This is a genomic window from Pseudalkalibacillus sp. SCS-8 (assembly GCF_040126055.1).
In the GTDB taxonomy this organism is placed as follows: domain Bacteria; phylum Bacillota; class Bacilli; order Bacillales; family Fictibacillaceae; genus Pseudalkalibacillus; species Pseudalkalibacillus nanhaiensis.
The window spans coordinates 161,244-186,630 of the sequence record NZ_CP143541.1 but is presented as its reverse complement, the minus strand read 5'-3'; the positions used below and the strand labels follow the sequence as shown (position 1 = coordinate 186,630).

Here is a 25,387-nt window from a genome sequence, read left to right as displayed (position 1 = left end):
CGCGGTGTCGGATTATACCGAATGAAATAGTCCAGGCGCTTTTTTTTGTTGCAATCTTTCTCTTGCTATCCTCCTTCCTTTAATCGAATGGAAATATCATACACCAGAAAAGAAGTAGCGTCAATCTAAAACTTTCTTACTACTAGCTTTTCCTAAATGCTAAAAAATCTATATTCAAATTTATGCAAAAGCAGCTCGGATCGTGTGTGCGAGCTGCCCTGCATAGTATTCGTACCGTTTTACCATTTCTGTCCCTTATTGTTGGATATACCCCATTTCACTTTCTACTACACGTGCAATTTGATTGGCATATTCTTCGCAAAGTTCTTCCGTCGGAGCTTCGACCATAACACGGACAAGAGGTTCTGTACCAGATGGACGTACAAGTACACGCCCGTTGCCGTTTGTCTCTTCCTCCACTGTTTCGATCGCTTCCTTCACATTCGGGTTTTCCATTACTTTATGTTTGTCGGTCACTTTTACATTTTTCAAGCATTGCGGGAATTTCTTCATTTCACCAGCAAGCTCCGATAATGGCTTTTTCGTCAGCTTCAGGATATTGACAAGCTGTAACGCGGATAAAAGACCGTCTCCTGTCGTACTGTGATCCAGGAAGATAATATGACCGGATTGCTCTCCACCAAGGTTGAAATCTCCCTCACGCATACGCTCCATAACATAACGGTCGCCTACAGCTGTCTGTTCAGAAGCGATGTTCGCTTCTTCAAGCCCTTTATAAAATCCGAGGTTACTCATTACAGTCGAAACGACCGTGTCGTGCTTCAGACGTCCTTCACTGGCCATATGTTTCGCACAAATATACATGATCTGGTCACCGTCGATGATTGAACCGTTTTCATCAACTGCAATCAAACGGTCTCCGTCACCATCAAAAGCAAGACCGATATCCGCTCCTTTTTCTTTGACGAGCTCAACCAGCTTTTCAGGATGTGTGGATCCGACTCCATCGTTGATATTCAATCCGTTTGGTGAAGAACCGATCGTTGTGATATCTGCATCGAGATCCGCAAACAAATGAGGTGCCAATGATGAGACTGCACCGTGCGCACAATCAAGCGCAATCCGTAAGCCTGAGAAATCTTCATCAATCGTTTGTTTCAAGAACTGTAAATATTTCTGACCGCCTTCGAAGTAGTCGCTTACAAGACCGAGATCTGTTCCTGTCGGTCTAGGCAGTTCATCTTTTCCAAGATCAAGAAGCTCTTCAATCTCTTGTTCTTGCTTATCCAGAAGCTTGAATCCATCTGAGCCGAAGAATTTGATTCCATTATCTCCTACAGGGTTGTGGGAGGCTGAAATCATAACTCCTGCTTGTGCTCCGAGTGCTTTCGTCAAATAGGCAACACCAGGAGTTGAAATCACACCTAACCGCATGACTTCTGCACCGATCGACAACAGTCCAGCTACCAGTGCTCCTTCAAGCATATGCCCGGATATACGTGTATCACGTCCGATGATGATTTTCGGTTTTTGGGTTTCTTTAGTCAGAACATATCCGCCGAAACGTCCTAGTCTAAATGCTAATTCAGGTGTTAGTTCAGTGTTGGCTACACCTCTGACTCCATCTGTTCCAAAATATTTACCCATTGATTTATTCGCTCCTTCTTCCCTTTTCACATTAAGCAGTTCCTTCGCTGATGGTTAAGGTCGCTTTCGTAATGTTACGTTCATATGTAACGGCTTCAGGTACATCCACGTTGATTTCAACATCGTGTGTTCCTTCTGATAAGCCCTCTGCATCTATGAACGCCGTGACTTTTTCTTCTGACAAATCCTCTACATTTTCCTTAGGCCCTTTGATCGTCACATCCATTACACCATTTACTGGTGAATCGAAGCTGGCTTGTTGGTTTTCACCAAGTCCTCGAATGGCGATCGGTAAATCTTTAAATGTTTTCGTACTTGTTGCCTCTTTGCTTTCATTTTCTTCTTCCGGTTTCGTTGCGGTCTCACTCGACGGTTCTCCTGAGGAGTCCTCCACTTGTTCGACATCGATTTTGACCTTCACTTTATCGGGAGTTGAATAGAAAGCTCCGTCTGGCAGTGGTACATCTATTTCTATTTCTTCATCCTCGGTAATGTTGCTTAAATCTACCGGAATGTCGACTGTGTTGAGCCTATCCAATATATCCTTCGGAGCATGGATTGTAATTTCATCTGTATTTGCTTTAATCTCTTTCAGTTCAAACCCATCCGGCAAAGATCCTCTTTCCTTTAGGGAAAGCGAGATCTTCTTACTGGGATTCTCAATCGGTACTGTCACTTCTGTAGTAGGTGGATCGATTGCAATATCAATTGGATCGTAACTCTTATTCAGTGCTTGGATTTTCACTTCTCTTGTAAAGGTCTTCTTCGCTTCTCCGACATTCACAAAAGCCCTGACGTAGGCAATTTCATCAATGATTTCTTTAGCTCCGGTAATTTCAATTTCCTCTTGCTGTACTTTCGGAGTCCCGACGACATATCCTTCAGGTAAGCTTTCCTCATCCAGCAACTGGACAGTGACAGGGAACGTCTCCGTTTTCTTTTCATGCAGCGTGACCGTTACGGTTTCCTGTTCGAATTTCAGTTCTACACCTCTTGGGACATTATCCATTCTTACCGGAACCTCATACTGTCCGGGACCTTTCCCAGAAAGATCGATGTATGCGTTTCTTGCTCGCTGTAGATTCATATTGGTAATGTCGGCTTGTGAACCGATAATCCTCACATCCACTGTATCCGGTTTACCCATCAAAACATATTTATCATCATCATATTCAGCTTCAAGGGAAACGGTTTTATAGTACGTGCCACTGTCTGTCCGAAAACCTTCATCCTGTTGTTCAGCATCTTGATTGGTGATATTGACGCTTGTATACATCATCAAGGCAATCAAAAACGCTGTGATCTTCACAAACCATGGACTTCTAAGCAGTTTATCCATCCTTCTTCCCCCTCCAATTCCACTTCGAGGAAGTTTCTTTTGATTTGTTCATAATTTCAGCCTCTAAAAGCTTGCGCAGCATTTCTTCATCTAAATTACGGTATAATTCCCCGTTTTTCGTAAGTGAAACATGGCCTGTTTCTTCAGAAACGACGAGAGTCAAACCGTCTGTAACCTCTGAAATTCCCAATGCCGCTCTATGCCGTGTTCCAAGCTCTTTCGAGATAAAAGGACTTTCGGATAACGGCAAGTAACTCGCTGCCGCAAGAATTTGATTGTCATTGATGATGACAGCACCGTCATGTAACGGCGTATTCGGTATGAATATATTAATGAGAAGCTCAGAGCTTAGATTTGCATTGATCGGTATTCCTGTTTCAACGTAATCCTCAAGCCCTGTTTCTCGTTCAATTGTAATCAGCGCACCAATTCGTCGTTTCGCCATGTAGTTCGTCGCTTTCAACAACGCCTCAATGGTTTGCTTTTTCTTTTCTTCTTCCGCAATCATGCCACGCGAGAAAAACCTGCCTCGACCGAGCTGTTCAAGTGCTCGACGCAATTCAGGTTGAAAAATGATGATAATAGCCAGGATTCCGTATGTAATCGCCTCATTCATCAATCGGTTCAACGTGTTCAATTCGAAAATTCCACTGAAGAACCAGACAGCGACAATGACTGTAATCCCTTTTAACAACTGAATCGCCTTAGTGCCCTTTATAAGCATGATGAGCTTATAAATCACATAGGTGACTAAGAGGATATCAATGATGTCATTTATGTAGTTGAGTACATTTACATTAAAGTCTCCTACGGGAAACATGCAGCATCCTCCAAACTGATCAACTTAGAATCATTGTTTCCAACAATGGTCAGTTTGTTACTTGTGTAACTTCTTTATTATATCATAATTTGTTGCTATTTCTATTTTTCGACATCAGCTGTCTAAATGTCTCCGTCCGTTCGGAAACGAATGAAAAAGCCGGAAGGAAAAAAACCCGTCCTATCATACAGGTATGGACGCTTTCTCACTCTCCGGCTCGCATATATCCTGAATTTTTTTATTCAGATATGAATAGATTCTTAATGCTGTTCAGCCCTTCCTTCAACCGGTACCAAACCCATTCCGTGATCTTATGGATTTCCTCACTCTCTCCTGCAACATGTCCAGCTGAAGCGAGGTAATGCTTCCCATTGATGACCGTTACATTCCCTTCCACCTTACCGGCGATCTCTACATCACCATTCCGAACGACCAGGTCCCCTTTGACCGTTTCCCCTTCAGGTACAATCACCTTCTTGCTTTCTTGATCGATCTTCACATGGGCGCCGCTAGCTGTGACGGAAATCGGATCACTCATATTGCTCCCCCACTCACTATAGATGGAGCTGGACATGAGAATCAGAAACACGACAGCTGCTGTCAGGAGAGGATGATGTTTAAACCATCTGCGCATCTTTGAAGAGGATTTCTCTCTCGGTAATCGGTCCATCACTTTTGAACTAAAACCATTGGGCGCCTTGATCGAATGATGACTTTGCAGCATCCGATCGGTCTTTTTCAATTCTTCAAACTTTTGGTGGCAACCTGTACACTCTTTTATATGATGAAATAATTCGATCTTTTCAAGTGGTTCAATCGATTCATCTAGCCATTTATGCATATAGGATGAATATTTTTCATCACATTTCATGTCATATCCCCCTATCAATCCAGATCCTTCAACCGTTTCCTTAAGGCTTCCCGCCCTCGGTGTATGCGTGTCTTGACTGTTGAAACAGGTATTTGCAAGATCTCACTGATTTCTTTTAGAGATAATTCCTCCAAATATTTCAGCGTAATCACAGAACGATATTTGGGAGGAAGTTGCAGAATCTCATTTTGTATACGTTCTTGAAGCTCAAAGGTTTCAATTTTTTCTTCAGGTAATTGTTCTGCAACGGCAACTTGTGAATAAAGTGTCAATCCATCTCCACCCGGCACCTCTGCATCCAGGTAAAAATCAGGTTTCTTCTTACGTATACGATCAATTGTCAAATTGGTTGCAATACGATACAGCCAAGTTGAAAATTTATGTTTCTCATTGAATTTTTCGATATGTACATACGCTCTTACAAATGCTTCTTGAGCGATATCTTCCGCTTCATGTGTATTACCTAACATCCTGAAGACGATGTAATACACTTTGTCTTTATAAATCTCGACTAATTCTTCAAAAGCCTTTTGATCCCCTTTTTTCACTAATCGGACCAAACGTTTCACCGTTATATCCATATAGGAACCCCCGATTTTGCGTTTTTACAAGCGATATACTACTAAAGTTATATACCCCTTGTTTATTCTAACACGGGAATTCTCCCAAGTGATGAATAAATTTGTTAAAAATAGGTTTATGATTTCATATAACGGGTATTATGATTAACAACTATTACGAGCGAAAGCGGGTGGGCGTTTTGTCAGCTGAAGAGCAGTTCCTTTTAAGTGAAATTGAAACTTCCAGAAAGAAAATGTTGTCACTGGCAAAAGAAAAACCGTTGTTCTCATCAGAAGTAGTTGAAATTAGTCAATACCTTGATGATTTACTGAACCGTTACGATGGAATCAAGAGTGAAATGATAAAAGAGGTTTCGTAGGTAGAAGGACAGCTCTCATAAGGGGGCTGTCTTTTTGTTAGGTTGGGAAAACAAAAAAGAGGATGACCAAATAAATGATCACCCTTTATAAATTGTTGGCTCTGTTAGCTTTTATTAAGAAAAACTGAAGCGTTGCCCGCGGAAAGCGTCCGCCTGAAGCTGTTCAAAATCAACAACATTCTTTTTAAACAGAGCCAAATTGTTAAATCAATTTCTCGCCGAACAGTGAGCCGACTAAACCTACTGCACAAGTAGCTGTTTTATTCTTATCATCAAGAATCGGATTCACTTCAACGAACTCCGCTGAGGTGATGATTTTCGCTTCTTCAAGCATCTCCATTGCCAGATGGCTCTCACGATAGCTGATACCGCCTAGCACTGGTGTCCCGACACCAGGTGCCTCAGAAGGATCGAGTCCATCCAGGTCCAAGCTCAAGTGAACACCATCTGTTCCATTAGAAACATACTCGATCGCTTCTTCCATAACTTTGGACATACCCATACGATCAATCTCATGCATCGTATAGACCTTGATTCCCTTCTCCCGAATCAATACACGCTCACCTTCATCAAGAGAACGGGCGCCGATGATGACGATGTTTTCAGGCTTAACCTTCGGGCCATATCCTCCGATGTCTTTCAGCTTCTCATGACCAATGCCGAGACTTACTGCTAATGGCATGCCGTGGATATTACCACTAGGAGAAGTATCCCCTGTATTCAAATCACCATGGGCATCATACCAGATGACACCTAAGTTCTCATAATGCTTCGATACACCTGCAAGCGTTCCGATGGCAATACTATGGTCGCCTCCTAATACAAGCGGGAAATGTCCGTCCTGGATAATCTTGTCCACACCCTCAGCAAGACGTGTACTTGCTTCAATAACACCTTGCAGGTTTTTTAAGTTCGTATCAGGACTTCCTACTTTTTCTCTTTGAGGAATTTCAACATCACCATGGTCCTCTACCTCATAACCGATGCTTTCGAGGCGTTCAATCAGACCAGCATATCTCATTGCACTAGGTCCCATGTCTACCCCGCGGCGCATTTGCCCAAGGTCCATTGGGACTCCTAATATTCCGATATTCTTGTTCATACTTTTCCTCCTCATTTTTCACTCTACCTATAATTGTAGGGTTTCCTTCCAAGTGGTTCAACTGGACAAAAACCTGTATACTTATGCGACATATCTGGCTTTTTAAATTGAATCATGGATAATTATTAAGCGCTTACATTTATTTGAATATAGGGTAACCATTATTCAGGATTTGTACTTTCAATCTCGATTGATCTTATAAACAAAAAACTCTTTGACGTTTAATGTCAAAGAGTTGTGTATGATATGTAATGGTGGAGCCTAGCGGGATCGAACCGCTGACCTCCTGCGTGCAAGGCAGGCGCTCTCCCAGCTGAGCTAAGGCCCCATGGAGCGGGTGATGAGAATCGAACTCACGACCAGAGCTTGGAAGGCTCTTGTTTTACCACTAAACTACACCCGCATATTTTCAATTATAACCAAACGCATCTTTTCTAAACTCAGAAGGATTAAACTGGTGAGCCATGAAGGACTCGAACCTTCGACCCTCTGATTAAAAGTCAGATGCTCTACCGACTGAGCTAATGGCTCATGTTATGAATGAAGTTTACTTACCTTTATGTCCCTTCCTCTACAAGCAACACATGGTAGAAGGCTGTGTCGCGACAACTCATAGCTAAGTCAATGAAGTTATGTTCGTTGCTCTACCGACTGAGCTAATGGCTCCCGTAGATTATTCAAACTGTGTCCTTTCCTCTACAATCTATACTATCGTAGTAGGCTGCGTCAGGACAATTCACCGTTAGCTCAACGTTGTATCGTTCATAGCTAATGGCTCATGTTATGAATGAATCTTACTCATCGATGTATTGTAATAAAAATGGTGGAGGGGGACGGATTCGAACCGCCGAACCCGGAGGGAGCGGATTTACAGTCCGCCGCGTTTAGCCACTTCGCTACCCCTCCAATAAAAAAAGACTAAATAGTCTGTTTTCAAGTAAAGATGGTGCTGGCCAGAGGACTTGAACCCCCAACCTACTGATTACAAGTCAGTTGCTCTACCAATTGAGCTAGGCCAGCGTAATATTCATGTGTTTCAATGGTGGAGGATGACGGGATCGAACCGCCGACCCCCTGCTTGTAAGGCAGGTGCTCTCCCAGCTGAGCTAATCCTCCGATAGATGGTGACCCCTACGGGATTCGAACCCGTGTTACCGCCGTGAAAGGGCGGTGTCTTAACCACTTGACCAAGGGGCCATTATTTAATATGATGGAGCTTCCAAGCGGGTTCGAACCGCTGACCTCTTCCTTACCATGGAAGTGCTCTACCTGCTGAGCTATGGAAGCATATGGCTCCACAGGCAGGACTCGAACCTGCGACCGATCGGTTAACAGCCGATAGCTCTACCACTGAGCTACTGTGGAATATTCATTGAAATAAAATAGGTTGGCCCGGCGACGTCCTACTCTCACAGGGGGAAGCCCCCAATTACCATTGGCGCTGAAGAGCTTAACTTCCGTGTTCGGCATGGGAACGGGTGTGACCTCTTCGCCATCATCACCAGACCATTTCAAAATGATCCACAATCACAATCCTTAGTAAGGACAAGATATATAATACTAAATTCTAAACAGAATTTCAAGGGCTTTTTTTAATAAATATTCCCTCAAAACTAGATAACGTTTCTTGAAAACACGACGCACAGGATGTGCTAGTGCTGACGTTGTCACAGGACGTGACGTTGTTAGTCAGCGTTCATTAATTTGTGGTTAAGTCCTCGATCGATTAGTATCTGTCAGCTTCACGTGTCACCACGCTTCCACACCAGACCTATCAACCTCATCATCTCTGAGGGATCTTACTCGCTTGACGCGATGGGAAATCTCATCTTGAGGGGGGCTTCATGCTTAGATGCTTTCAGCACTTATCCCGTCCACACGTAGCTACCCAGCGATGCTCCTGGCGGAACAACTGGTACACCAGCGGTGTGTCCATCCCGGTCCTCTCGTACTAAGGACAGCTCCTCTCAAATTTCCTGCGCCCGCGACGGATAGGGACCGAACTGTCTCACGACGTTCTGAACCCAGCTCGCGTACCGCTTTAATGGGCGAACAGCCCAACCCTTGGGACCTACTTCAGCCCCAGGATGCGATGAGCCGACATCGAGGTGCCAAACCTCCCCGTCGATGTGGACTCTTGGGGGAGATAAGCCTGTTATCCCCAGGGTAGCTTTTATCCGTTGAGCGATGGCCCTTCCATGCGGAACCACCGGATCACTAAGCCCGACTTTCGTCCCTGCTCGACTTGTAGGTCTCGCAGTCAAGCTCCCTTGTGCCTTTACACTCTGCGAATGATTTCCAACCATTCTGAGGGAACCTTTGGGCGCCTCCGTTACACTTTAGGAGGCGACCGCCCCAGTCAAACTGCCCACCTGACACTGTCTCCGAACCGGATCACGGTTCTGGGTTAGAATTTCAATACCGTCAGGGTAGTATCCCACCGACGCCTCCACCGAACCTGGCGGTCCGGCTTCTAAGGCTCCTACCTATCCTGTACAAACGATACCAAAATCCAATATCAGGCTACAGTAAAGCTCCATGGGGTCTTTCCGTCCTGTCGCGGGTAACCTGCATCTTCACAGGTACTATAATTTCACCGGGTCTCTCGTTGAGACAGTATCCAAGTCGTTGCACCTTTCGTGCGGGTCGGAACTTACCCGACAAGGAATTTCGCTACCTTAGGACCGTTATAGTTACGGCCGCCGTTTACTGGGGCTTCGATTCAGAGCTTCTCCCGTAAGGGATAACCCCTCCTCTTAACCTTCCAGCACCGGGCAGGTGTCAGCCCCTATACTTCGCCTTACGGCTTCGCAGAGACCTGTGTTTTTGCTAAACAGTCGCTTGGATCTTTTCACTGCGGCTCTCTCGGGCATACACCCTATCAGAGCACCCCTTCTCCCGAAGTTACGGGGTCATTTTGCCGAGTTCCTTAACGAGAGTTCTCCCGAGCATCTTAGGATTCTCTCCTCGCCTACCTGTGTCGGTTTACGGTACGGGCACCTCTTTCCTCGCTAGAGGCTTTTCTTGGCAGTGTAGGATCAGGGACTTCGGTACTTTAATTCCCTCGCCATCACAGCTCCGCCGTATGGTGGACGGATTTACCTATCCACCGGCCTTGACTGCTTGGACGCGCATATCCATCAGCGCGCTCTCCCTACCTTCCTGCGTCCCCCCGTTGCTCAAACGGAAAGGAGGTGGTACAGGAATATCAACCTGTTATCCATCGCCTACGCCTTTCGGCCTCGGCTTAGGTCCCGACTAACCCTGAGCGGACGAGCCTTCCTCAGGAAACCTTGGGCTTTCGATGGAGAAGATTCTCACTTCTCTTTTCGCTACTCATACCGGCATTCTCACTTCAAAGCGCTCCACGAGTCCTTCCGGTCTCGCTTCTCAGCCCTTCGAACGCTCCCCTACCACTGTACCAACGGTACAATCCATAGCTTCGGTGATACGTTTAGCCCCGGTACATTTTCGGCGCAGAGTCACTCGACCAGTGAGCTATTACGCACTCTTTAAATGGTGGCTGCTTCTAAGCCAACATCCTGGTTGTCTAAGCAACTCCACATCCTTTTCCACTTAACGTATACTTGGGGACCTTAGCTGATGGTCTGGGCTGTTTCCCTCTCGACTACGGATCTTATCACTCGCAGTCTGACTCCCGTGGACAAGTTCCTGGCATTCGGAGTTTGACTGAATTCGGTAATCCTGTGGGGACCCCTAGTCCAATCAGTGCTCTACCTCCAGAACTCTCACCACGAGGCTAGCCCTAAAGCTATTTCGGGGAGAACCAGCTATCTCCGAGTTCGATTGGCATTTCACCCCTACCCACACCTCATCCCCGCACTTTTCAACGTGCGTGGGTTCGGGCCTCCATTCAGTGTTACCTGAACTTCACCCTGGACATGGGTAGATCACTCGGTTTCGGGTCTACGACAACGTACTCCTTCGCCCTATTCAGACTCGCTTTCGCTGCGGCTCCGTCTTTTCAACTTAACCTTGCACGTTATCGTAACTCGCCGGTTCATTCTACAAAAGGCACGCCGTCACCCGTTAATGGGCTCCGACTACTTGTAGGCACACGGTTTCAGGATCTCTTTCACTCCCCTTCCGGGGTGCTTTTCACCTTTCCCTCACGGTACTGGTTCACTATCGGTCACTAGGGAGTATTTAGCCTTGGGAGATGGTCCTCCCAGATTCCGACGGGGTTTCACGTGTCCCGCCGTACTCAGGATCCACTCTGGAGGGAACGACATTTTGGCTACAGGGCTGTTACCTCTTCTAGCGGGCCTTTCCAGACCGCTTCGCCTACGCCGTTCCTTTCTTACTCCGTATAGAGTGTCCTACAACCCCAAGAGGCAAGCCTCTTGGTTTGGGCTGATTCCGTTTCGCTCGCCGCTACTCAGGAAATCGCGATTGCTTTCTCTTCCTCTGGGTACTAAGATGTTTCAGTTCCCCAGGTCTGCCTTCTCATACCCTATGTATTCAGGTATGGATACTATCCCATTACGGATAGTGGGTTCCCCCATTCGGAAATCCCCGGATCGAAGCTTACTTACAGCTCCCCGAGGCATATCGGTGTTCGTCCCGTCCTTCTTCGGCTCCTAGTGCCAAGGCATCCACCGTGCGCCCTTCATAACTTAACCACGTTATGAATGAACTTACACTTATTTCTTGTCATTTAAAATGACGTTTCGATGTCTTGTTTTCAAGATTTTCGTTATCTAGTTTTCAAGGAACATGGTGTTTGAAAGAGGTTCAGCTCTTTCAAAACTAAACAAAAGCCAAAGCGTGTTATGTCCATAAAGGACTCCTTAGAAAGGAGGTGATCCAGCCGCACCTTCCGATACGGCTACCTTGTTACGACTTCACCCCAATCATCTGTCCCACCTTCGGCGGCTGGTTCCAAAAGGTTACCTCACCGACTTCGGGTGTTACAAACTCTCGTGGTGTGACGGGCGGTGTGTACAAGGCCCGGGAACGTATTCACCGCGGCATGCTGATCCGCGATTACTAGCAATTCCGGCTTCATGCAGGCGAGTTGCAGCCTGCAATCCGAACTGAGAATGGCTTTATGGGATTCGCTCAACCTCGCGGTTTTGCTGCCCTTTGTACCATCCATTGTAGCACGTGTGTAGCCCAGGTCATAAGGGGCATGATGATTTGACGTCATCCCCACCTTCCTCCGGTTTGTCACCGGCAGTCACCTTAGAGTGCCCAACTGAATGCTGGCAACTAAGATCAAGGGTTGCGCTCGTTGCGGGACTTAACCCAACATCTCACGACACGAGCTGACGACAACCATGCACCACCTGTCACTTCGTCCCCCGAAGGGGAACCTTCCATCTCTGGAAGTAGCGAAGGATGTCAAGACCTGGTAAGGTTCTTCGCGTTGCTTCGAATTAAACCACATGCTCCACTGCTTGTGCGGGCCCCCGTCAATTCCTTTGAGTTTCAGCCTTGCGGCCGTACTCCCCAGGCGGAGTGCTTAATGTGTTAACGTCAGCACTGAGGGTGGAACCCCCCAACACCTAGCACTCATCGTTTACGGCGTGGACTACCAGGGTATCTAATCCTGTTTGCTCCCCACGCTTTCGCGCCTCAGCGTCAGTTACTGGCCAGAGAGCCGCCTTCGCCACTGGTGTTCCTCCATATATCTACGCATTTCACCGCTACACATGGAATTCCACTCTCCTCTCCAGTACTCAAGTCCCCCAGTTTCCAATGGCCCTCCACGGTTGAGCCGTGGGCTTTCACATCAGACTTAAGAGACCGCCTGCGCGCGCTTTACGCCCAATAATTCCGGACAACGCTTGCCACCTACGTATTACCGCGGCTGCTGGCACGTAGTTAGCCGTGGCTTTCTGGTTAGGTACCGTCAAGGTACCGCCCTATTCGAACGGTACTTGTTCTTCCCTAACAACAGAGCTTTACGACCCGAAGGCCTTCATCGCTCACGCGGCGTTGCTCGGTCAGGCTTTCGCCCATTGCCGAAGATTCCCTACTGCTGCCTCCCGTAGGAGTCTGGGCCGTGTCTCAGTCCCAGTGTGGCCGATCACCCTCTCAGGTCGGCTACGCATCGTCGCCTTGGTAAGCTCTTACCCCACCAACTAGCTAATGCGCCGCGGGCCCATCTGTAAGTGATAGCAAGAAGCCATCTTTTAACCTTCCTCCATGCGGAGGTAGGTGTTACCCGGTATTAGCCCCGGTTTCCCGGAGTTATCCCAGTCTTACAGGTAGGTTGCCCACGTGTTACTCACCCGTCCGCCGCTGATCTCAGGGGAGCAAGCTCCCCATTGATCCGCTCGACTTGCATGTATTAGGCACGCCGCCAGCGTTCGTCCTGAGCCAGGATCAAACTCTCCAATAAAGTAAAGTTTGTCTTGCTCATAAATGTAAATCGAAATTTGACGCACATGGATGTGCTAACTTCGACGTCGTCACAGGACGTGACGTTCTTAGTCGAAGAACATAACCATGTAGGTCCGTTTCACGCTTGGCTTTTGTTCAGTTTTCAAAGAGCTTTCGAACCGCATAATGCGACTCGTTTTTTGTTTTGTCGTTTTGAAGCGACTTAAACAATTTAACATGCTCAAAATTTTATGTCAATAACTTTTTTCACATGTTTATGTTGTGTTTTGATGCCGTTTTTTGCGGCAACAGAAAATATAATATCAAGCTTCAGGTTTTCTGTCAATAACATTTTTATTTTTGATTGGATATGCGATGACGCATATATTTGACGCAATCTGCTGGGTTTGAAAAGCGCTGAAAGATTTTAAAGATGAGCTGATACCGCTCTTCCATCGCGCGCTTGATGATCCCATCGATTCGATGATCTTCTAAATCATGCAATAGTTCTTCAAGTTCCTTCTTCAAAAGGTATTCCATTTCTTTCACTTCTTTATCATTCAGAACAAAACCAAGCATGGAATCAAATCCTTCATGTTTTTTCTACCATTATCCCTTCTTTTTCCATTTTCTATTCAATCTGTCAACGCTGTTCTATCTTGTCCAAGCTTTCATATATATGTAATAGCGAGTAATGGACGGGAGGCGGCATTCGTGAATTTTTTCTGGGTGATTAATGGGAAGCGTTTTAAACAATATTTAATTATTCTCATCGCATCTTTCTTCGCTGCACTGATTGCATTTGTTGAAGGCAAGGATTTAGAGGTGTTCAAAACGAAAGAAGGAGAACCGAGAGCGATCTATAAAGGTGAGAAGCAAGGGAAGAAGATTGCGTTGACATTCGACGTGAGCTGGGGAGAAAAGCGGATCCATGAAATACTTGACCTGCTTGAAAAGGAAAAAGTGAAAGATACGACCTTCTTCTTATCAGGAGAATGGGCTGAACGTCATCCGGATATCGTTGAAAAGATTGTTAAGAATGGTCATGAAATCGGAAGTCTCGGTTATCGGCACAAAAGCTATACCGAGCTTGAAGATAATGAAATACGACGCGATATCGCGAGAGCGCAGGAGGCCATCAGGAAGGTTTCAGGAAAATCAACTGAATTGTTAAGGCCACCGAATGGCAGCTTTAATAAGAACACTCTAAAGATTGCTGAAAGGATGAATCATACAATCGTCCAGTGGAGCATCAACCCGGATGATTGGAAAAATCCAGGAGCTGACAGGATTACAGAAACCGTCCTTTCAAAAGCAGGTGGCGGAGACATTGTACTGCTCCATGCATCTGATTCAGTGAAACAAACAAGGGATGCACTCCAGGATATCCTTAGAGAGTTGAAGGATGACGGTTATACCTTCACTTCAGTTGGACAGTTGATTGCAAACACCGACAGTAAAAAGAATGAAATCAAATAAAAAAGTTGAGCGAATCGCTCAACTTTTTTTCTTATCGATCAATCGGTGCAGAATTAATATTTGCCATGCGTTACAAGCTAATAATGGTACGATGGATAACCATAACCATAGTGGCTCACCTTGCTTTAATACTGGAATCCATTCGATTGTCGTGACAGCAACCATGAAGAATAAGGTTGGGACGAATGCTGCTTTATTGGTCTCCTTCATTTTGATATAAGCGACTAAAGCACCTATAGCAAGCAGGGCAAGCGGAACGAATAGGTAATTCCAGAATGGCAGGCCACTATCCTTGAATGCGATATAGCGTAAATAAAACAAATCAAATACGACAAAAGCAAGCACGAGTAGTTGGACCCAGCTCCAAAGCTTTACAGACTTAAAAATACCTAACCCGAAGCGATGGATGGTCAAATAAGCGAAATATCCCATTTGACTGATGATGCTGAAAATGAAACCGAATCCCATCAGCCAAGCGATCATGACGAAAAAGCTCGATGCATCATTAATATCCTGCCAACGTAAAAGTAATCCGACAACGACCGAACTCAATCCACCTATAAATAAAGTTGTAAAAAACAAATAAATCCATTTCTTTATATTCACGTGATGATCCCCTTTAAATTTGCTCTTATCGATTGTATCAAATTCACCTCAAAAAAAGCTAGTTTCCTTTATTTAGTCCGCATATTTGTCACAACTTTCTCGAACGCTAAGGGTAAGATTGAATACTGAAAGGGGCACTCTGGATGAGAAACTGGATGTTCGTCCTTATTATTTCCTTAGGATTTTTATACTTGCAGGGATGTACGCCGGCGGCTGCTGAAGATAAAGGCTCATATGAAGAAACGAAGAAGATGTTGATGGACCTCTTGAAAACAGATGATGGAAAGAAAGCCATTAAAGAGGTATTGACTGATGAAAAAATAAAACAAGAAATCATCATGGATCAAGCATTCGTCAAGAAAACGATTGAAGAGACGCTGACATCGAAAAAGGGACAAGAGTTCTGGAAAGAGATGATTAAGGACCCGAAGGCAGCTGAAGCACTAGCCAAGGGTATGAAAAAGCAAAATGAAGAATTGCTTAAAAAAATGATGGATGATCCAGATTACCGAAAGAAAATGATTGAACTGATGAAAGATCCTGAAATTGAAAAGGACGTCATGGACCTGTTCACCTCCCAGAAATATCGCGAGCAACAAAAGAAAGTGTTAATGGAGACGTTTGAGAGTCCTTTGATGAAAGCTCAGATTGCTGACATGATTAAAAAAGCGGTACAAGAAGAAATCAAGAGCGGTGATTCTTTGAAGAAGGATGGAGAATCTGAAGAAGGCTCCGAAGGTGGAGGATCACAAGGTAGTCAAGGTTAACGAAAGAAAATGTCTGACAAGAACCTTTTAGGTCTGTCAGACATTTTTGGTTACGTTTATGTTTTTTGGATAACTTTACGGGCGATTTCTTGGTAGATCTTCCCGATTTTTGAATCTTCCAAGTATACGGATGGTGCAAAATCATCTTCACGCATTTCAGGCTGACCCAGAGGTATGCGACCGAGCACTTCTGTTTGAAGTTCTTCCGTCAATTTATCCGCTCCACCTTGGCCAAAGACATATTCCTTTTCTCCTGTCTTTTTGCTTTCGTAATACGCCATATTTTCAACCACGCCTAAAATATCATGGTCGGTTTTCAATGCCATCGCTCCAGCACGCGCTGCGACGAATGCAGCCGTAGGATGAGGTGTCGTTACGATGATTTCCTTACTTTGCGGTAGCATTTTATGGACATCCAACGCGACATCTCCTGTTCCTGGAGGCAGGTCTAGGATCATGTAATCGAGATCGCCCCATTCGATGTCGTTGAAGAAGTTCGTCAGCATCTTCCCTAGCATCGGCCCACGCCAAATGACAGGTGCGTTATCCTCTACAAAAAATGCCATCGAAATGACCTTGACTCCAAATCGTTCAACCGGGAAGATCTGCTCGCCTGCAACTTTCGGTCTTTCCGCAATTCCCATCATATCCGGAACACTAAAACCGTATATGTCAGCATCAATTAGACCAACACGCTTTCCTTCACGTGCAAGACTGGTCGCAAGGTTCACTGAAACCGTTGACTTCCCAACGCCTCCCTTTCCACTCGCAACAGAAATAAAGGTCGTTTGATTAGACACACCTTTTTCTGCAGTTTGTTGGGGCTGGCCTTGTTGGCCTTGTTCCTGTCGTTGCTCGAATCGTAGGCCGACTGATTCGACACCTGCACTTTTCAAGGTGTTGACGATTTCTTGTTGAAGCTGCATTTGTTCAGGAGAATTCGCTTGTGTAATGGCGATCTTTAAGCTTACATAATTCTCCTTCACCTTAATTTCTTTTATGCTATCCGCATCAACAATGCTTTTATGTAAAAAAGGTTCTTGTATGGGCTTTAGCAATTCGAGAACTTGTTCTTCAGTCATCATAAATGACGTCACCATCCTTTTTAATCGCTTTCATTCCTTAGTATAACACACTGAATTCAAGGTTTTGAAACAAACCACTTGGTTAAGGTGTAGCGCATGAAGAAAAACCTGCTCCTCAATCTTTCGGAGCAGGTTCATTTGCGTAAAAACGTAGTATGCCTTGATAAATAGAGGCAGCAAGTTTAGTTTGATACAGCTTCGTCTTCAGCAGTTCACGTTCATTCGGGTTGGATAAGAATCCGACCTCTACTAATGCACCTGGTATTTCTGCTTTCCGGATCATATACACATTCCCGATCGGCTTTGCTTTTCGTGTCGTATTCTCCAGATTCGATCGGATTTGATGTTGAATCAGCTTCGCCACTTTTTCATTTTCGTCATACGCTGGATTATAAAACACTTGGGCTCCATACCATCTTGAAGAAGGTATGGCGTTCAAATGTATACTGATGAACATATCTGCTCCTGAGTTGTTGACGATTTCCGTCCGTTTCAGCAGATCCTCTGTTTTCCGATGACGGATTCTCTTCGTTTCCTCACCCGCAAGATCCTTATCCGTCTCCCGCGTCATGATAACAAGTGCACCAGCTTGCTGTAAGTAATCCCTCAGCATCAAAGATATATTGAGGGCAATTTCTTTTTCATGGACATTCCCTTCACCGACAGCTCCACCATCTACACCACCATGACCTGCATCAAGTACGATGATTTTACCTGTCAAGGGAAGGTTCCACGTTGACCATGAGTTATTCGAAAGGATCTGTTGATTGATTACATATAATAAAAGTGCAGCACAAAACCCGATAAGCATCCATAAGAGCCATTTTTTCCGTAACACGCTCTTCCCTCCCGCTTCCCATCACTTGTATATATGTATGGGACAAGGGAAGAAAATATGCCATGACAGATTTAATGAAGTCTCATCTTGTAACGGCGTTGTCCCTTTTCGTATCCTTCCCGCCACCAGCGTTGGACGAATGCATCACAACACATGTGAAGGGACTCAAGCACGTGATCGGGTGTATAACTCCAGAATTGCCAGTACTCAAAAAGTGTGTCAGTCAACCTTTTCTCAGTTTCGGCACTTCGTTCTTTAATACTCTCAAGGGATTCACCGTGGTATCCGAATTTGCTGTATTCCGCTCCGAGGAGAAAGGCTTCAATCGCAATATCGATACACGTATCTTGAATTTCATCCTGAAACAATAAACTATATTGAAAAAACGGAAAGAACAAGCGTTGGAATTCCGTTTTGATTCCATTTAAAGAAAGTTCCCGCAGGACTTTTCGTTCGAATGTAACGCGCTTCTTATATTGTCTGTCTCTAAAGGTGGTGATTACATTCATTGGTTTCGCCTCCTTTACCAATAGTGTTCGACCACAAAAGTGAAACATACCATGGGAACTTTGGTAAAAGACAGTATGTATAGGCAAATGAAACAAAGCAAAGCTAATAATGAGATGGTGCCTGACACGTCGGTGAAACCCTTATGTACCAACGGTTCCAAATCAGTGCCTGACACTTCAGCGGCACCCTTATGTACCAACGGTTTTGAAGTGGTGCCTGACACTTCCACACCTCCACAACTTCTGCAAAAAAAGACCCCCAACCATAAATGGTTGAGAGTCTTGTGTGCGTATAAATGAAATTAACGCTTTGAGAATTGTGGTGCACGACGAGCGCCTTTAAGTCCGTACTTCTTACGCTCTTTCATACGTGCGTCACGAGTTAGGAATCCAGCGCTCTTAAGAGCTGGACGGAACTCAGGGTCCACTTCTAGAAGTGCACGAGCAACACCGTGACGGATTGCACCAGCTTGTCCAGTGTATCCACCGCCATCAACGTTTACAAGTACATCGTACTTGCCTTCTGTTTCCGTTTCAACTAACGGTTGTTTAGCGATAACTTTTAATGTTTCAAGTCCGAAAAATTCGTCAAGGTCGCGACCGTTTACCATGAAACGTCCGTCACCAGGTACAAGACGTACACGAGCAACAGAATGCTTACGACGGCCGGTTCCGTAATATTGTACTTGAGCCAAGTTAAACCCTCCTTATTATTATCCGCGTAGTTCGTATTGTTCAGGATTTTGTGCTTGATGTGGATGTTCGTTTCCAGCATACACATGAAGCTTTTTGCTCATCTTACGACCAAGGCTGTTCTTAGGAAGCATTCCTTTAATCGCTAGCTCGAGCATTTGCTCAGGACGCGTGTCACGCATTTCCTGTGCAGTTCTTGTACGTAGTCCACCTGGGTGGCCAGTATGACGGTGGTAAAGCTTGTCAGACATCTTTTTACCAGTCAATTCGATCTTGCTTGCATTCAATACAATTACGTGGTCACCAGTGTCAACATGTGGTGTGTAAGTCGGCTTATGCTTACCGCGTAGGATAGAAGCTACTTCTGTAGAAAGACGACCAAGAGTCTTACCAGCAGCATCTACTACATACCATTTACGTTCTACTTCTTTAGGCTTTGCCATATAGGTACGCAATTCATTTCCCTCCTGTTTCGTTCGCTTGCTAATCAATCTATTTGATTTACGATTCGTGTTTTCATTTCGACGATTTCCTCATCCGGGGCTAGTGGATTTCAGAAATACCAAAGAATATCTTATAATAATTAGACAACGATGTCAAGTGTGTCCTTTTTATTTGTTCCTAAATTATTCATCTTTTTTGTAAAAGACTTTCCAAAGATACAATCCATGTCCAGGTGCAGTCTTTCCAGCGGCATCTCGATCCTTCGCTTCAAGTATTTCGACGACCTCATCAGGTGGACGGTGTCCATTCCCGATCTCCAACAATGTACCGACGATAATACGGACCATGTTGTAGAGAAAGCCGTTTCCCTTGATACGTAAAATGAGCTCATCTCCGGATTCTATAAGCTCCAGTTCAAAGATCTTCCTGACCTTATCCGCAACTTCAGTTTTAGCTGAGCAAAAAGACGTAAAATCATGTTCACCGATTAACTCCAAGGCAGCGGTCCTCATGTTCCCTACATCTAACGGATAAGGATAATGGTACGTCTGATTTCTGCGGAATACATCTTCGTCCAATGATCGTAAAATCCGATAACGGTATTCTTTTGCATCCACATCGAACCGGGCATGGAAATCCGGGCTGACTTCCTGTATTGAAACGAGACGGATATCACTCGGAAGCAACGTATTCAAAGCACGTTTCCAACCATCGGGTTCAATTGACAACGGCGTATCGAAATGGAAGACCTGTCCCATCGCGTGGACGCCCGTATCCGTCCTCCCGGAGGCAGTTGTTTTCACAATCTGCCCTTTATGCATACGTTGCAGGACTTGCTCCAATTCTCCTTGAACCGTTCGTTGATCCGGCTGGACCTGATAGCCTGAAAAATTCGTTCCATCATAACTGAGGATGCCGCTCATTCGTTTCAATACTGTCACCTTCTATGATCGAAATATGAATAAAAGGATAATCAATAATCCTATGCTTGCGAGACCGAGTGTATCAATTGACTGCCACTGGAGCAGCCTGAGCTTCGTCCGTCCTTCTCCTCCACGGTATCCTCTTGCTTCCATAGCTAGTGCCAGGTCCTCAGCCCGTTTAAATGCACTGACGAATAAAGGCACCAGCAAAGGCACAAAAGCCTTCACCCTTTCCTTAATCGGTCCACTTGAAAATTCAGCCCCTCTTGCTGATTGGGCTTTCATGATTTTCTCGGTTTCCTGAAGAAGAGTAGGGATGAACCGCAAGGAAATCGACATCATCAATGCAAATTCATGTACCGGGAACTTCAGCTTTTTCAATGGAGACAGGACACTCTCAATACCATCCGTGATATCAATCGGTGTCGTCGTCAAGGTTAGTAACGATGTAAGAATAATAAGGAATAATAGCCTCATTGCAATATAAACACCTTGAACGACTCCCCCTTCATGAATGGTCGTCCATCCGAGGTCGAATAAGACAGGACCCTCTTTCGTCATGAATAAATGGAGAATCATCGTAAAGAGAATGATCCATAATATCGGCTTCAAGCCTTTAATCAAAAAAGAGATCGGTACACGTGATAGAAGTGCCGTCCCGATTGTAAAAGCACCTAATAAGCCATAAGTGAGCCAATTGTTCGCAAGAAATACGATGATGACATAAAAGAATACCGCAATAAGCTTTGCTCTCGGATCCATTCGATGAATCAAGGATTGTCCAGGAATATATTGACCAATGATTACGTTTTCCATCATGATGGTGTCCCCGCCTTCAAAACACGATCCACTAGATCGACCGCTTCTTCAAGTGTGTAGCCTTCATCAAATGTGGTACCGAAACGCTCTTGAAGTTTTTTTATGAATAAGGTCGATTCTGGAATGTCGAGACCGATTTCATGGAGCTTGTCCCCTTGACGGAAGATTTTTGCTGGTGTTCCCTGCATGTATATCGTTCCGCTTGCCATGACAATCAAATGATCGGCATATCTTGCCGCATCCTCCATGCTGTGTGTCACGAGTATGATCGTGATATTCTTTTCTCTTTGTAGGCCGATGAACAGTTCCATCATTTCACGTTGCCCGCTTGGATCAAGACCAGCTGTCGGCTCATCCAGGATCAATACCTCCGGATTCATCGCAAGGACTCCTGCAATCGCGACGCGTCGCATTTGACCGCCGCTCAATTCAAAGGGAGAACGCTGGAGAAACTCTTCGTTGAGTCCAACGAGCTCAAGAGTTTCCTTCGCCCGACGTTTTGCTTCCTTCTCTCCTACACCGAAGTTCAATGGTCCAAAGCAGATATCCTTTTCTATCGTTTCTTCAAAAAGCTGGTGTTCAGGGTATTGGAATACCATCCCTACACGCTTACGGACATCCTTCAACCGACTGGCTTTTTCATTTGCTCTGATGGTTGTTTTCCCAATGTGAACGGACCCAGCGGTTGGCTTCAACAGTCCGTTCAAATGCTGGATCAGTGTCGATTTACCGGATCCAGTATGACCGATGATCGCGTAAAAGCTTCCAGGTGGAACATCAATTGAAACATCATACAAGGCTCGGTGCTCTTTCGGGGTACCTTCACTGTAGATATGTGCTAATTGCTTTGTCGATAGTTCCATAATGCATCCACCAATTCTGATTGAGTTAACGTTGGTTCAGGTAATCGGATCCCTTTCTCCAACAATTTCTCCTGGACCTTTAATGAAAATGGCAATTCAAGACCAGCATCCATCAATAAGTCTGTGTCTCGGAAAACTTTCCGAGGTTCACCAGTCGAGATGATTTCCCCTTGCTTCATGACAATGATCCGGTCAGACTGGATCGCTTCCTCCAAGTCGTGAGTGATGGCAAGGACAGTTATCCCATCCTTCTCGTTTAACTCACGGATCGTTTCATGGACTTCACGACGTCCTCTCGGATCCAACATGCTGGTTGCCTCATCCAGAATGATGACAGATGGTTTCTGTGCGAGTACCCCTGCAATCGCCACTCTTTGCTTTTGCCCACCAGATAATTGATGAGGCTCTTGGTTTTCATACCCAGTCATCTGTACTTTACGAAGGGCCTTTTCAATCCTCTCAATCATTTCTTCGCGCGGAATGCCGTTGTTTTCTAAACCGAATGCTACATCATCCTTGACGGTTGTTCCGACGAATTGATTGTCTGGATTTTGGAAGACCATCCCGACCTCTTTTCGAATCTCCCATAGGAGCTCTTCTTGATCAGTTGCTTTATCTTCAATTGTCACTTTGCCTTGCCTTGGAATCAATAAACCATTCAGGAGTTTAGCCAGTGTAGACTTCCCTGATCCATTATGGCCGACGATTGAAACCCATTCGCCACGTTGAATGGTCAAATTGATATCCTTTAACTGGTATGGTCCATCCGCATCGTATTGGAAAGAAACATCCTGGACGCGAATCAATTCTTTCATTGCTGAATCCTCCTCTTAGCCCGTCACAAAGAACGCGCCCTCCACTCATCTCTTGCTGTATCTTTGTTCAATCGACCTCAAGGATCTAAACCGTTTCATCCCATGAGATGTCTTCTGAAATTTATCTTAAAATTATTTGATTTCAAGTCTATCTATTAAAGAAAACAAGGCATTCACCATGCCTTTGCAAGGGAATGCCAAGCGGAATGGAACCTTTGTCGCTTTGAACGTTTCAATAATATATTGGCTCGGTTACACTACAGAGAATATTTAAGAGCGTAGGGCGGCGACTCCTGCGGGAAAAGCAACAACTGAAGACCCCGCCGGGCTAGGCATTAAGGATCTTCGACTAAAAGCCACCACGTCCTATGGTGAACGTCGAAGTCACCACATCCTGTGGAAGTGAGGCTGAAGTGTTGCCCGCGGAAAGCGTCCGCCTGTAGCGATTAAAAAGATTCTCAACATTCATTAACAAAGCCAATATTTTAAAGGTACGAAAAAAAGGGCATAGAAGCAGCATCTTAAGTCGATTCTGTCCCGCCCTTTTCGTCGATGTTATTGCACATGAATTTGTTGTTGATTAAACAAGTTCAATAATAACCATTGGTGCACCATCGCCGCGGCGAGGACCAATCTTCTGAATGCGAGTATAACCACCTTGGCGTTCTTCATAGCGAGAAGCGATGTCTGTAAACAGCTTCTGGATTGCACCTTCTCCAGACTCTTCGTTCGCTACTTCATTACGTACGAATGCAGCAGCTTGACGGCGAGCATGAAGGTCACCACGTTTGCCAAGTGTAATCATCTTCTCAACGACTGAACGAAGCTCTTTCGCTTTAGCTTCAGTTGTTTCAATACGTTCGTTGATGATTAGATCTGTTGCTAGATCACGGAGTAAAGCTTTTCGTGCTGATGATACACGACCTAACTTTTGGTAAGCCATGAGAGGTCCCTCCTTCTTTTAATATTCTTTATATCTCTTCGCTCTTATTCTTCGTTACGCAAACCAAGTCCAAGCTCTTCTAACTTCTCCTGGACTTCTTCCAATGACTTCTTACCGAGGTTTCGAACTTTCATCATGTCTTCTTCAGACTTCTGTGTAAGCTCTTGAACCGTGTTGATGCCAGCACGCTTTAGACAGTTGTAAGAGCGTACGGAAAGATCGAGTTCCTCAATCGTCATCTCGAGAACTTTTTCCTTCTGGTCTTCTTCTTTTTCAACCATGATTTCTGCTTTTTGCGCTTGATCTGTCAATCCTACGAAAATATTCAAATGTTCAGTAACGATCTTAGCTCCAAGCGAAACAGCTTCTTCAGGTCGAATACTACCATCTGTCCAAACATCGAGGGTTAGTTTGTCATAGTTTGTGACTTGGCCGATACGGGTATTCTCAACCTGATAGTTCACGCGGGAAACAGGTGTAAAGATCGAGTCGATCGGAATGACTCCGATAGCTTGTTCTTCACTCTTATTTCCTTCAGCAGGTACATAGCCACGTCCACGTACAGCAGTGATTTTCATCTGAAGATGTGCGTCCTCAGAAAGAGTAGCGATATGAAGATCAGGGTTCAACACTTCTACATCACTATCATGCGTAATATCTGCTGCAGTAACGGTTCCTGGTCCTTGAACATCAATTTCAAGGGTCTTCTCTTCTTCAGAGTAGATTTTCAACGCAAGCTTCTTAAGGCTCAGGATGACAGTTGTAACGTCTTCGACGACACCATCAATCGTTGAGAATTCATGCAATACTCCGTTGATTTGTACGGAGGTTACTGCTGCCCCTGGTAGGGAAGACAAAAGAATACGGCGTAACGAGTTGCCCAACGTGATCCCGTATCCACGCTCGAGAGGTTCAACAACAAATTTCCCATACGTTGCATCGTCACTGAGCTCTACCGTTTCAATCCTTGGCTTTTCGATTTCAATCATTCAACAAACCCTCCTTCAAAACGTCGAACCTCGGCTAGACCCCGTCGATCTAACCGAAATTCCCATAAATAGGTGTTTCTTATCAGTAACCTATTATTATGCAATGATCAAATATCGTTCATACATAACCATTATAGACAGGTTTCCAAATTGTAATACTTAAGGAATTAAACCTCAAGCATTAGACACGACGACGTTTTGGTGGACGGCATCCATTATGAGGAACTGGTGTTACGTCACGGATCGCTGTTACCTCAAGACCTACAGCTTGAAGTGCACGGATAGCCGCTTCACGTCCAGCACCAGGGCCTTTAACTGTAACTTCGAGGGTTTTCATACCGTGTTCCTGTGCAGTTTTCCCAGCTGTTTCGGCTGCCATTTGCGCAGCAAATGGAGTGGATTTACGAGAGCCTTTGAATCCAAGGTTGCCGGAAGAAGCCCAAGAAACTGCATTCCCGTGAGTGTCAGTGATTGTAACGATCGTGTTGTTGAAAGTGGAACGGATGTGTGCAATTCCACTCTCAATATTCTTTTTCACTTTTTTCTTACGAGTGTTTGTTTTACGTTGCTTAGCCATGTGAGTATA

At 45.0% G+C, this 25,387-nt stretch carries 23 protein-coding genes, 9 tRNA genes and 3 rRNA genes; 3 read left to right on the top strand and 32 right to left on the bottom strand.

Annotated elements, in window-relative coordinates:
• Positions 1 to 255: 255 nt before the first annotated feature.
• The 5 genes from glmM to sigW form a co-directional block, all read right to left on the bottom strand.
• Positions 256 to 1,608, bottom strand: coding sequence for a phosphoglucosamine mutase (gene glmM / locus V1497_RS01070; RefSeq protein ID WP_349409163.1), 1,353 nt, complete (start codon positions 1,606 to 1,608; stop codon positions 256 to 258).
• 31 nt (positions 1,609 to 1,639) lie between these two features.
• Entirely contained in the window at positions 1,640 to 2,947 is a 1,308-nt protein-coding gene (locus V1497_RS01065; protein WP_349409162.1) for a YbbR-like domain-containing protein, read from the bottom strand.
• The gene (gene cdaA / locus V1497_RS01060; protein ID WP_349409161.1) at positions 2,940 to 3,767 is read right to left on the bottom strand and encodes a diadenylate cyclase CdaA; all 828 of its coding nucleotides are present in this window, start codon (positions 3,765 to 3,767) and stop codon (positions 2,940 to 2,942) included. The genes V1497_RS01065 and cdaA overlap by 8 nt, the downstream gene beginning before the upstream one ends.
• Before the next feature lie 238 nt (positions 3,768 to 4,005).
• The gene (locus V1497_RS01055; protein WP_349409160.1) at positions 4,006 to 4,638 is read right to left on the bottom strand and encodes an anti-sigma factor; all 633 of its coding nucleotides are present in this window, start codon (positions 4,636 to 4,638) and stop codon (positions 4,006 to 4,008) included.
• Positions 4,639 to 4,652: 14 nt separating this feature from the next.
• Entirely contained in the window at positions 4,653 to 5,219 is a 567-nt protein-coding gene (sigW, locus tag V1497_RS01050) for an RNA polymerase sigma factor SigW (protein WP_349409159.1), read from the bottom strand.
• A 179-nt stretch (positions 5,220 to 5,398) separates the two neighbouring features.
• Here sigW and V1497_RS01045 point away from each other — a divergent pair, with 179 nt between their 5' ends.
• Complete coding sequence (locus V1497_RS01045) at positions 5,399 to 5,578, top strand: aspartyl-phosphate phosphatase Spo0E family protein (RefSeq protein ID WP_349409158.1); 180 nt, start codon at positions 5,399 to 5,401, stop codon at positions 5,576 to 5,578.
• Between the two features lie 202 nt (positions 5,579 to 5,780).
• On the opposite strand, the gene rocF is transcribed toward V1497_RS01045, so the two are convergent.
• The 14 genes from rocF to V1497_RS00975 all read right to left on the bottom strand — a co-directional run bounded on the left by rocF (position 5,781) and on the right by V1497_RS00975 (position 13,607).
• Entirely contained in the window at positions 5,781 to 6,680 is a 900-nt protein-coding gene (rocF, locus tag V1497_RS01040; protein WP_349409157.1) for an arginase, read from the bottom strand.
• A gap of 252 nt (positions 6,681 to 6,932) precedes the next feature.
• Positions 6,933 to 7,008: transfer RNA gene (locus tag V1497_RS01035), tRNA-Ala, on the bottom strand.
• 1 nt (position 7,009) lies between these two features.
• Positions 7,010 to 7,083 (bottom strand) — tRNA-Gly (locus tag V1497_RS01030).
• A 52-nt stretch (positions 7,084 to 7,135) separates the two neighbouring features.
• Positions 7,136 to 7,211, bottom strand: a tRNA-Lys gene (locus V1497_RS01025).
• 290 nt (positions 7,212 to 7,501) lie between these two features.
• A tRNA-Tyr gene (locus V1497_RS01020) sits at positions 7,502 to 7,586 on the bottom strand.
• Between the two features lie 38 nt (positions 7,587 to 7,624).
• Positions 7,625 to 7,700, bottom strand: a tRNA-Thr gene (locus V1497_RS01015).
• Positions 7,701 to 7,720: 20 nt separating this feature from the next.
• A tRNA-Val gene (locus V1497_RS01010) sits at positions 7,721 to 7,796 on the bottom strand.
• Between the two features lie 6 nt (positions 7,797 to 7,802).
• A tRNA-Glu gene (locus V1497_RS01005) sits at positions 7,803 to 7,877 on the bottom strand.
• Between the two features lie 14 nt (positions 7,878 to 7,891).
• Positions 7,892 to 7,967 (bottom strand) — tRNA-Thr (locus V1497_RS01000).
• Positions 7,968 to 7,970: 3 nt separating this feature from the next.
• Positions 7,971 to 8,045, bottom strand: a tRNA-Asn gene (locus V1497_RS00995).
• A gap of 25 nt (positions 8,046 to 8,070) precedes the next feature.
• Positions 8,071 to 8,186 (bottom strand): 5S ribosomal RNA (gene rrf / locus V1497_RS00990).
• Between the two features lie 200 nt (positions 8,187 to 8,386).
• Positions 8,387 to 11,323 (bottom strand): 23S ribosomal RNA (locus V1497_RS00985).
• Positions 11,324 to 11,495: 172 nt separating this feature from the next.
• Positions 11,496 to 13,047 (bottom strand): 16S ribosomal RNA (locus V1497_RS00980).
• Together the 16S, 23S and 5S rRNA genes with 9 tRNA genes alongside form the textbook arrangement of a ribosomal RNA operon.
• Before the next feature lie 335 nt (positions 13,048 to 13,382).
• Positions 13,383 to 13,607: a hypothetical protein gene (locus V1497_RS00975; protein WP_349409156.1), complete on the bottom strand. Its 225-nt coding sequence runs from the start codon at positions 13,605 to 13,607 to the stop codon at positions 13,383 to 13,385.
• A gap of 135 nt (positions 13,608 to 13,742) precedes the next feature.
• On the opposite strand from V1497_RS00975, the gene pdaB reads away from it, so the two are divergent.
• A complete protein-coding gene (gene pdaB / locus V1497_RS00970; RefSeq protein WP_349409155.1) occupies positions 13,743 to 14,507 on the top strand; it encodes a polysaccharide deacetylase family sporulation protein PdaB in 765 nt (254 codons plus the stop codon).
• A gap of 18 nt (positions 14,508 to 14,525) precedes the next feature.
• Here pdaB and V1497_RS00965 read toward each other — a convergent pair whose 3' ends face one another.
• Positions 14,526 to 15,113 carry a KinB-signaling pathway activation protein gene (locus tag V1497_RS00965; RefSeq protein ID WP_349409154.1) on the bottom strand — a complete coding sequence of 196 codons (588 nt, stop codon included), beginning with the start codon at positions 15,111 to 15,113 and terminating at the stop codon, positions 14,526 to 14,528.
• A 143-nt stretch (positions 15,114 to 15,256) separates the two neighbouring features.
• Between V1497_RS00965 and gerD the strand changes: the two genes are divergently transcribed.
• A complete protein-coding gene (gerD, locus tag V1497_RS00960; protein WP_349409153.1) occupies positions 15,257 to 15,880 on the top strand; it encodes a spore germination lipoprotein GerD in 624 nt (207 codons plus the stop codon).
• Positions 15,881 to 15,936: 56 nt separating this feature from the next.
• Here gerD and V1497_RS00955 read toward each other — a convergent pair whose 3' ends face one another.
• From V1497_RS00955 to rpsK, 12 genes are all read right to left on the bottom strand, one after another.
• The gene (locus V1497_RS00955; RefSeq protein ID WP_349409152.1) at positions 15,937 to 16,965 is read right to left on the bottom strand and encodes an Mrp/NBP35 family ATP-binding protein; all 1,029 of its coding nucleotides are present in this window, start codon (positions 16,963 to 16,965) and stop codon (positions 15,937 to 15,939) included.
• 115 nt (positions 16,966 to 17,080) lie between these two features.
• A complete protein-coding gene (cwlD, locus tag V1497_RS00950) occupies positions 17,081 to 17,776 on the bottom strand; it encodes an N-acetylmuramoyl-L-alanine amidase CwlD (RefSeq protein WP_349410718.1) in 696 nt (231 codons plus the stop codon).
• A gap of 98 nt (positions 17,777 to 17,874) precedes the next feature.
• On the bottom strand, positions 17,875 to 18,312 hold the full coding sequence (locus tag V1497_RS00945) for a DUF2521 family protein (RefSeq protein WP_349409151.1): 438 nt from the start codon (positions 18,310 to 18,312) through the stop codon (positions 17,875 to 17,877).
• 302 nt (positions 18,313 to 18,614) lie between these two features.
• Positions 18,615 to 19,007 (bottom strand): 30S ribosomal protein S9, encoded by a 393-nt coding sequence (rpsI, locus tag V1497_RS00940; protein ID WP_349409150.1) that lies wholly within the window; start codon positions 19,005 to 19,007, stop codon positions 18,615 to 18,617.
• A gap of 18 nt (positions 19,008 to 19,025) precedes the next feature.
• Positions 19,026 to 19,448, bottom strand: coding sequence for a 50S ribosomal protein L13 (gene rplM, locus V1497_RS00935; RefSeq protein WP_414703619.1), 423 nt, complete (start codon positions 19,446 to 19,448; stop codon positions 19,026 to 19,028).
• Between the two features lie 183 nt (positions 19,449 to 19,631).
• The gene (gene truA / locus V1497_RS00930; protein WP_349409148.1) at positions 19,632 to 20,381 is read right to left on the bottom strand and encodes a tRNA pseudouridine(38-40) synthase TruA; all 750 of its coding nucleotides are present in this window, start codon (positions 20,379 to 20,381) and stop codon (positions 19,632 to 19,634) included.
• A gap of 12 nt (positions 20,382 to 20,393) precedes the next feature.
• Positions 20,394 to 21,191, bottom strand: coding sequence for an energy-coupling factor transporter transmembrane protein EcfT (locus V1497_RS00925; protein WP_349409147.1), 798 nt, complete (start codon positions 21,189 to 21,191; stop codon positions 20,394 to 20,396).
• Positions 21,188 to 22,054, bottom strand: coding sequence for an energy-coupling factor ABC transporter ATP-binding protein (locus V1497_RS00920; protein WP_349409146.1), 867 nt, complete (start codon positions 22,052 to 22,054; stop codon positions 21,188 to 21,190). Before V1497_RS00920 ends, V1497_RS00925 begins: the two co-directional genes overlap by 4 nt.
• Positions 22,030 to 22,869 (bottom strand): energy-coupling factor ABC transporter ATP-binding protein, encoded by an 840-nt coding sequence (locus V1497_RS00915; protein WP_349409145.1) that lies wholly within the window; start codon positions 22,867 to 22,869, stop codon positions 22,030 to 22,032. Before V1497_RS00915 ends, V1497_RS00920 begins: the two co-directional genes overlap by 25 nt.
• 580 nt (positions 22,870 to 23,449) lie before the next feature.
• A complete protein-coding gene (gene rplQ, locus V1497_RS00910; protein WP_349409144.1) occupies positions 23,450 to 23,812 on the bottom strand; it encodes a 50S ribosomal protein L17 in 363 nt (120 codons plus the stop codon).
• Positions 23,813 to 23,856: 44 nt separating this feature from the next.
• Positions 23,857 to 24,801, bottom strand: coding sequence for a DNA-directed RNA polymerase subunit alpha (locus tag V1497_RS00905; RefSeq protein ID WP_349409143.1), 945 nt, complete (start codon positions 24,799 to 24,801; stop codon positions 23,857 to 23,859).
• A gap of 181 nt (positions 24,802 to 24,982) precedes the next feature.
• The gene (rpsK, locus tag V1497_RS00900) at positions 24,983 to 25,378 is read right to left on the bottom strand and encodes a 30S ribosomal protein S11 (RefSeq protein ID WP_349409142.1); all 396 of its coding nucleotides are present in this window, start codon (positions 25,376 to 25,378) and stop codon (positions 24,983 to 24,985) included.
• Between the last annotated feature and the right edge of the window lie 9 nt (positions 25,379 to 25,387).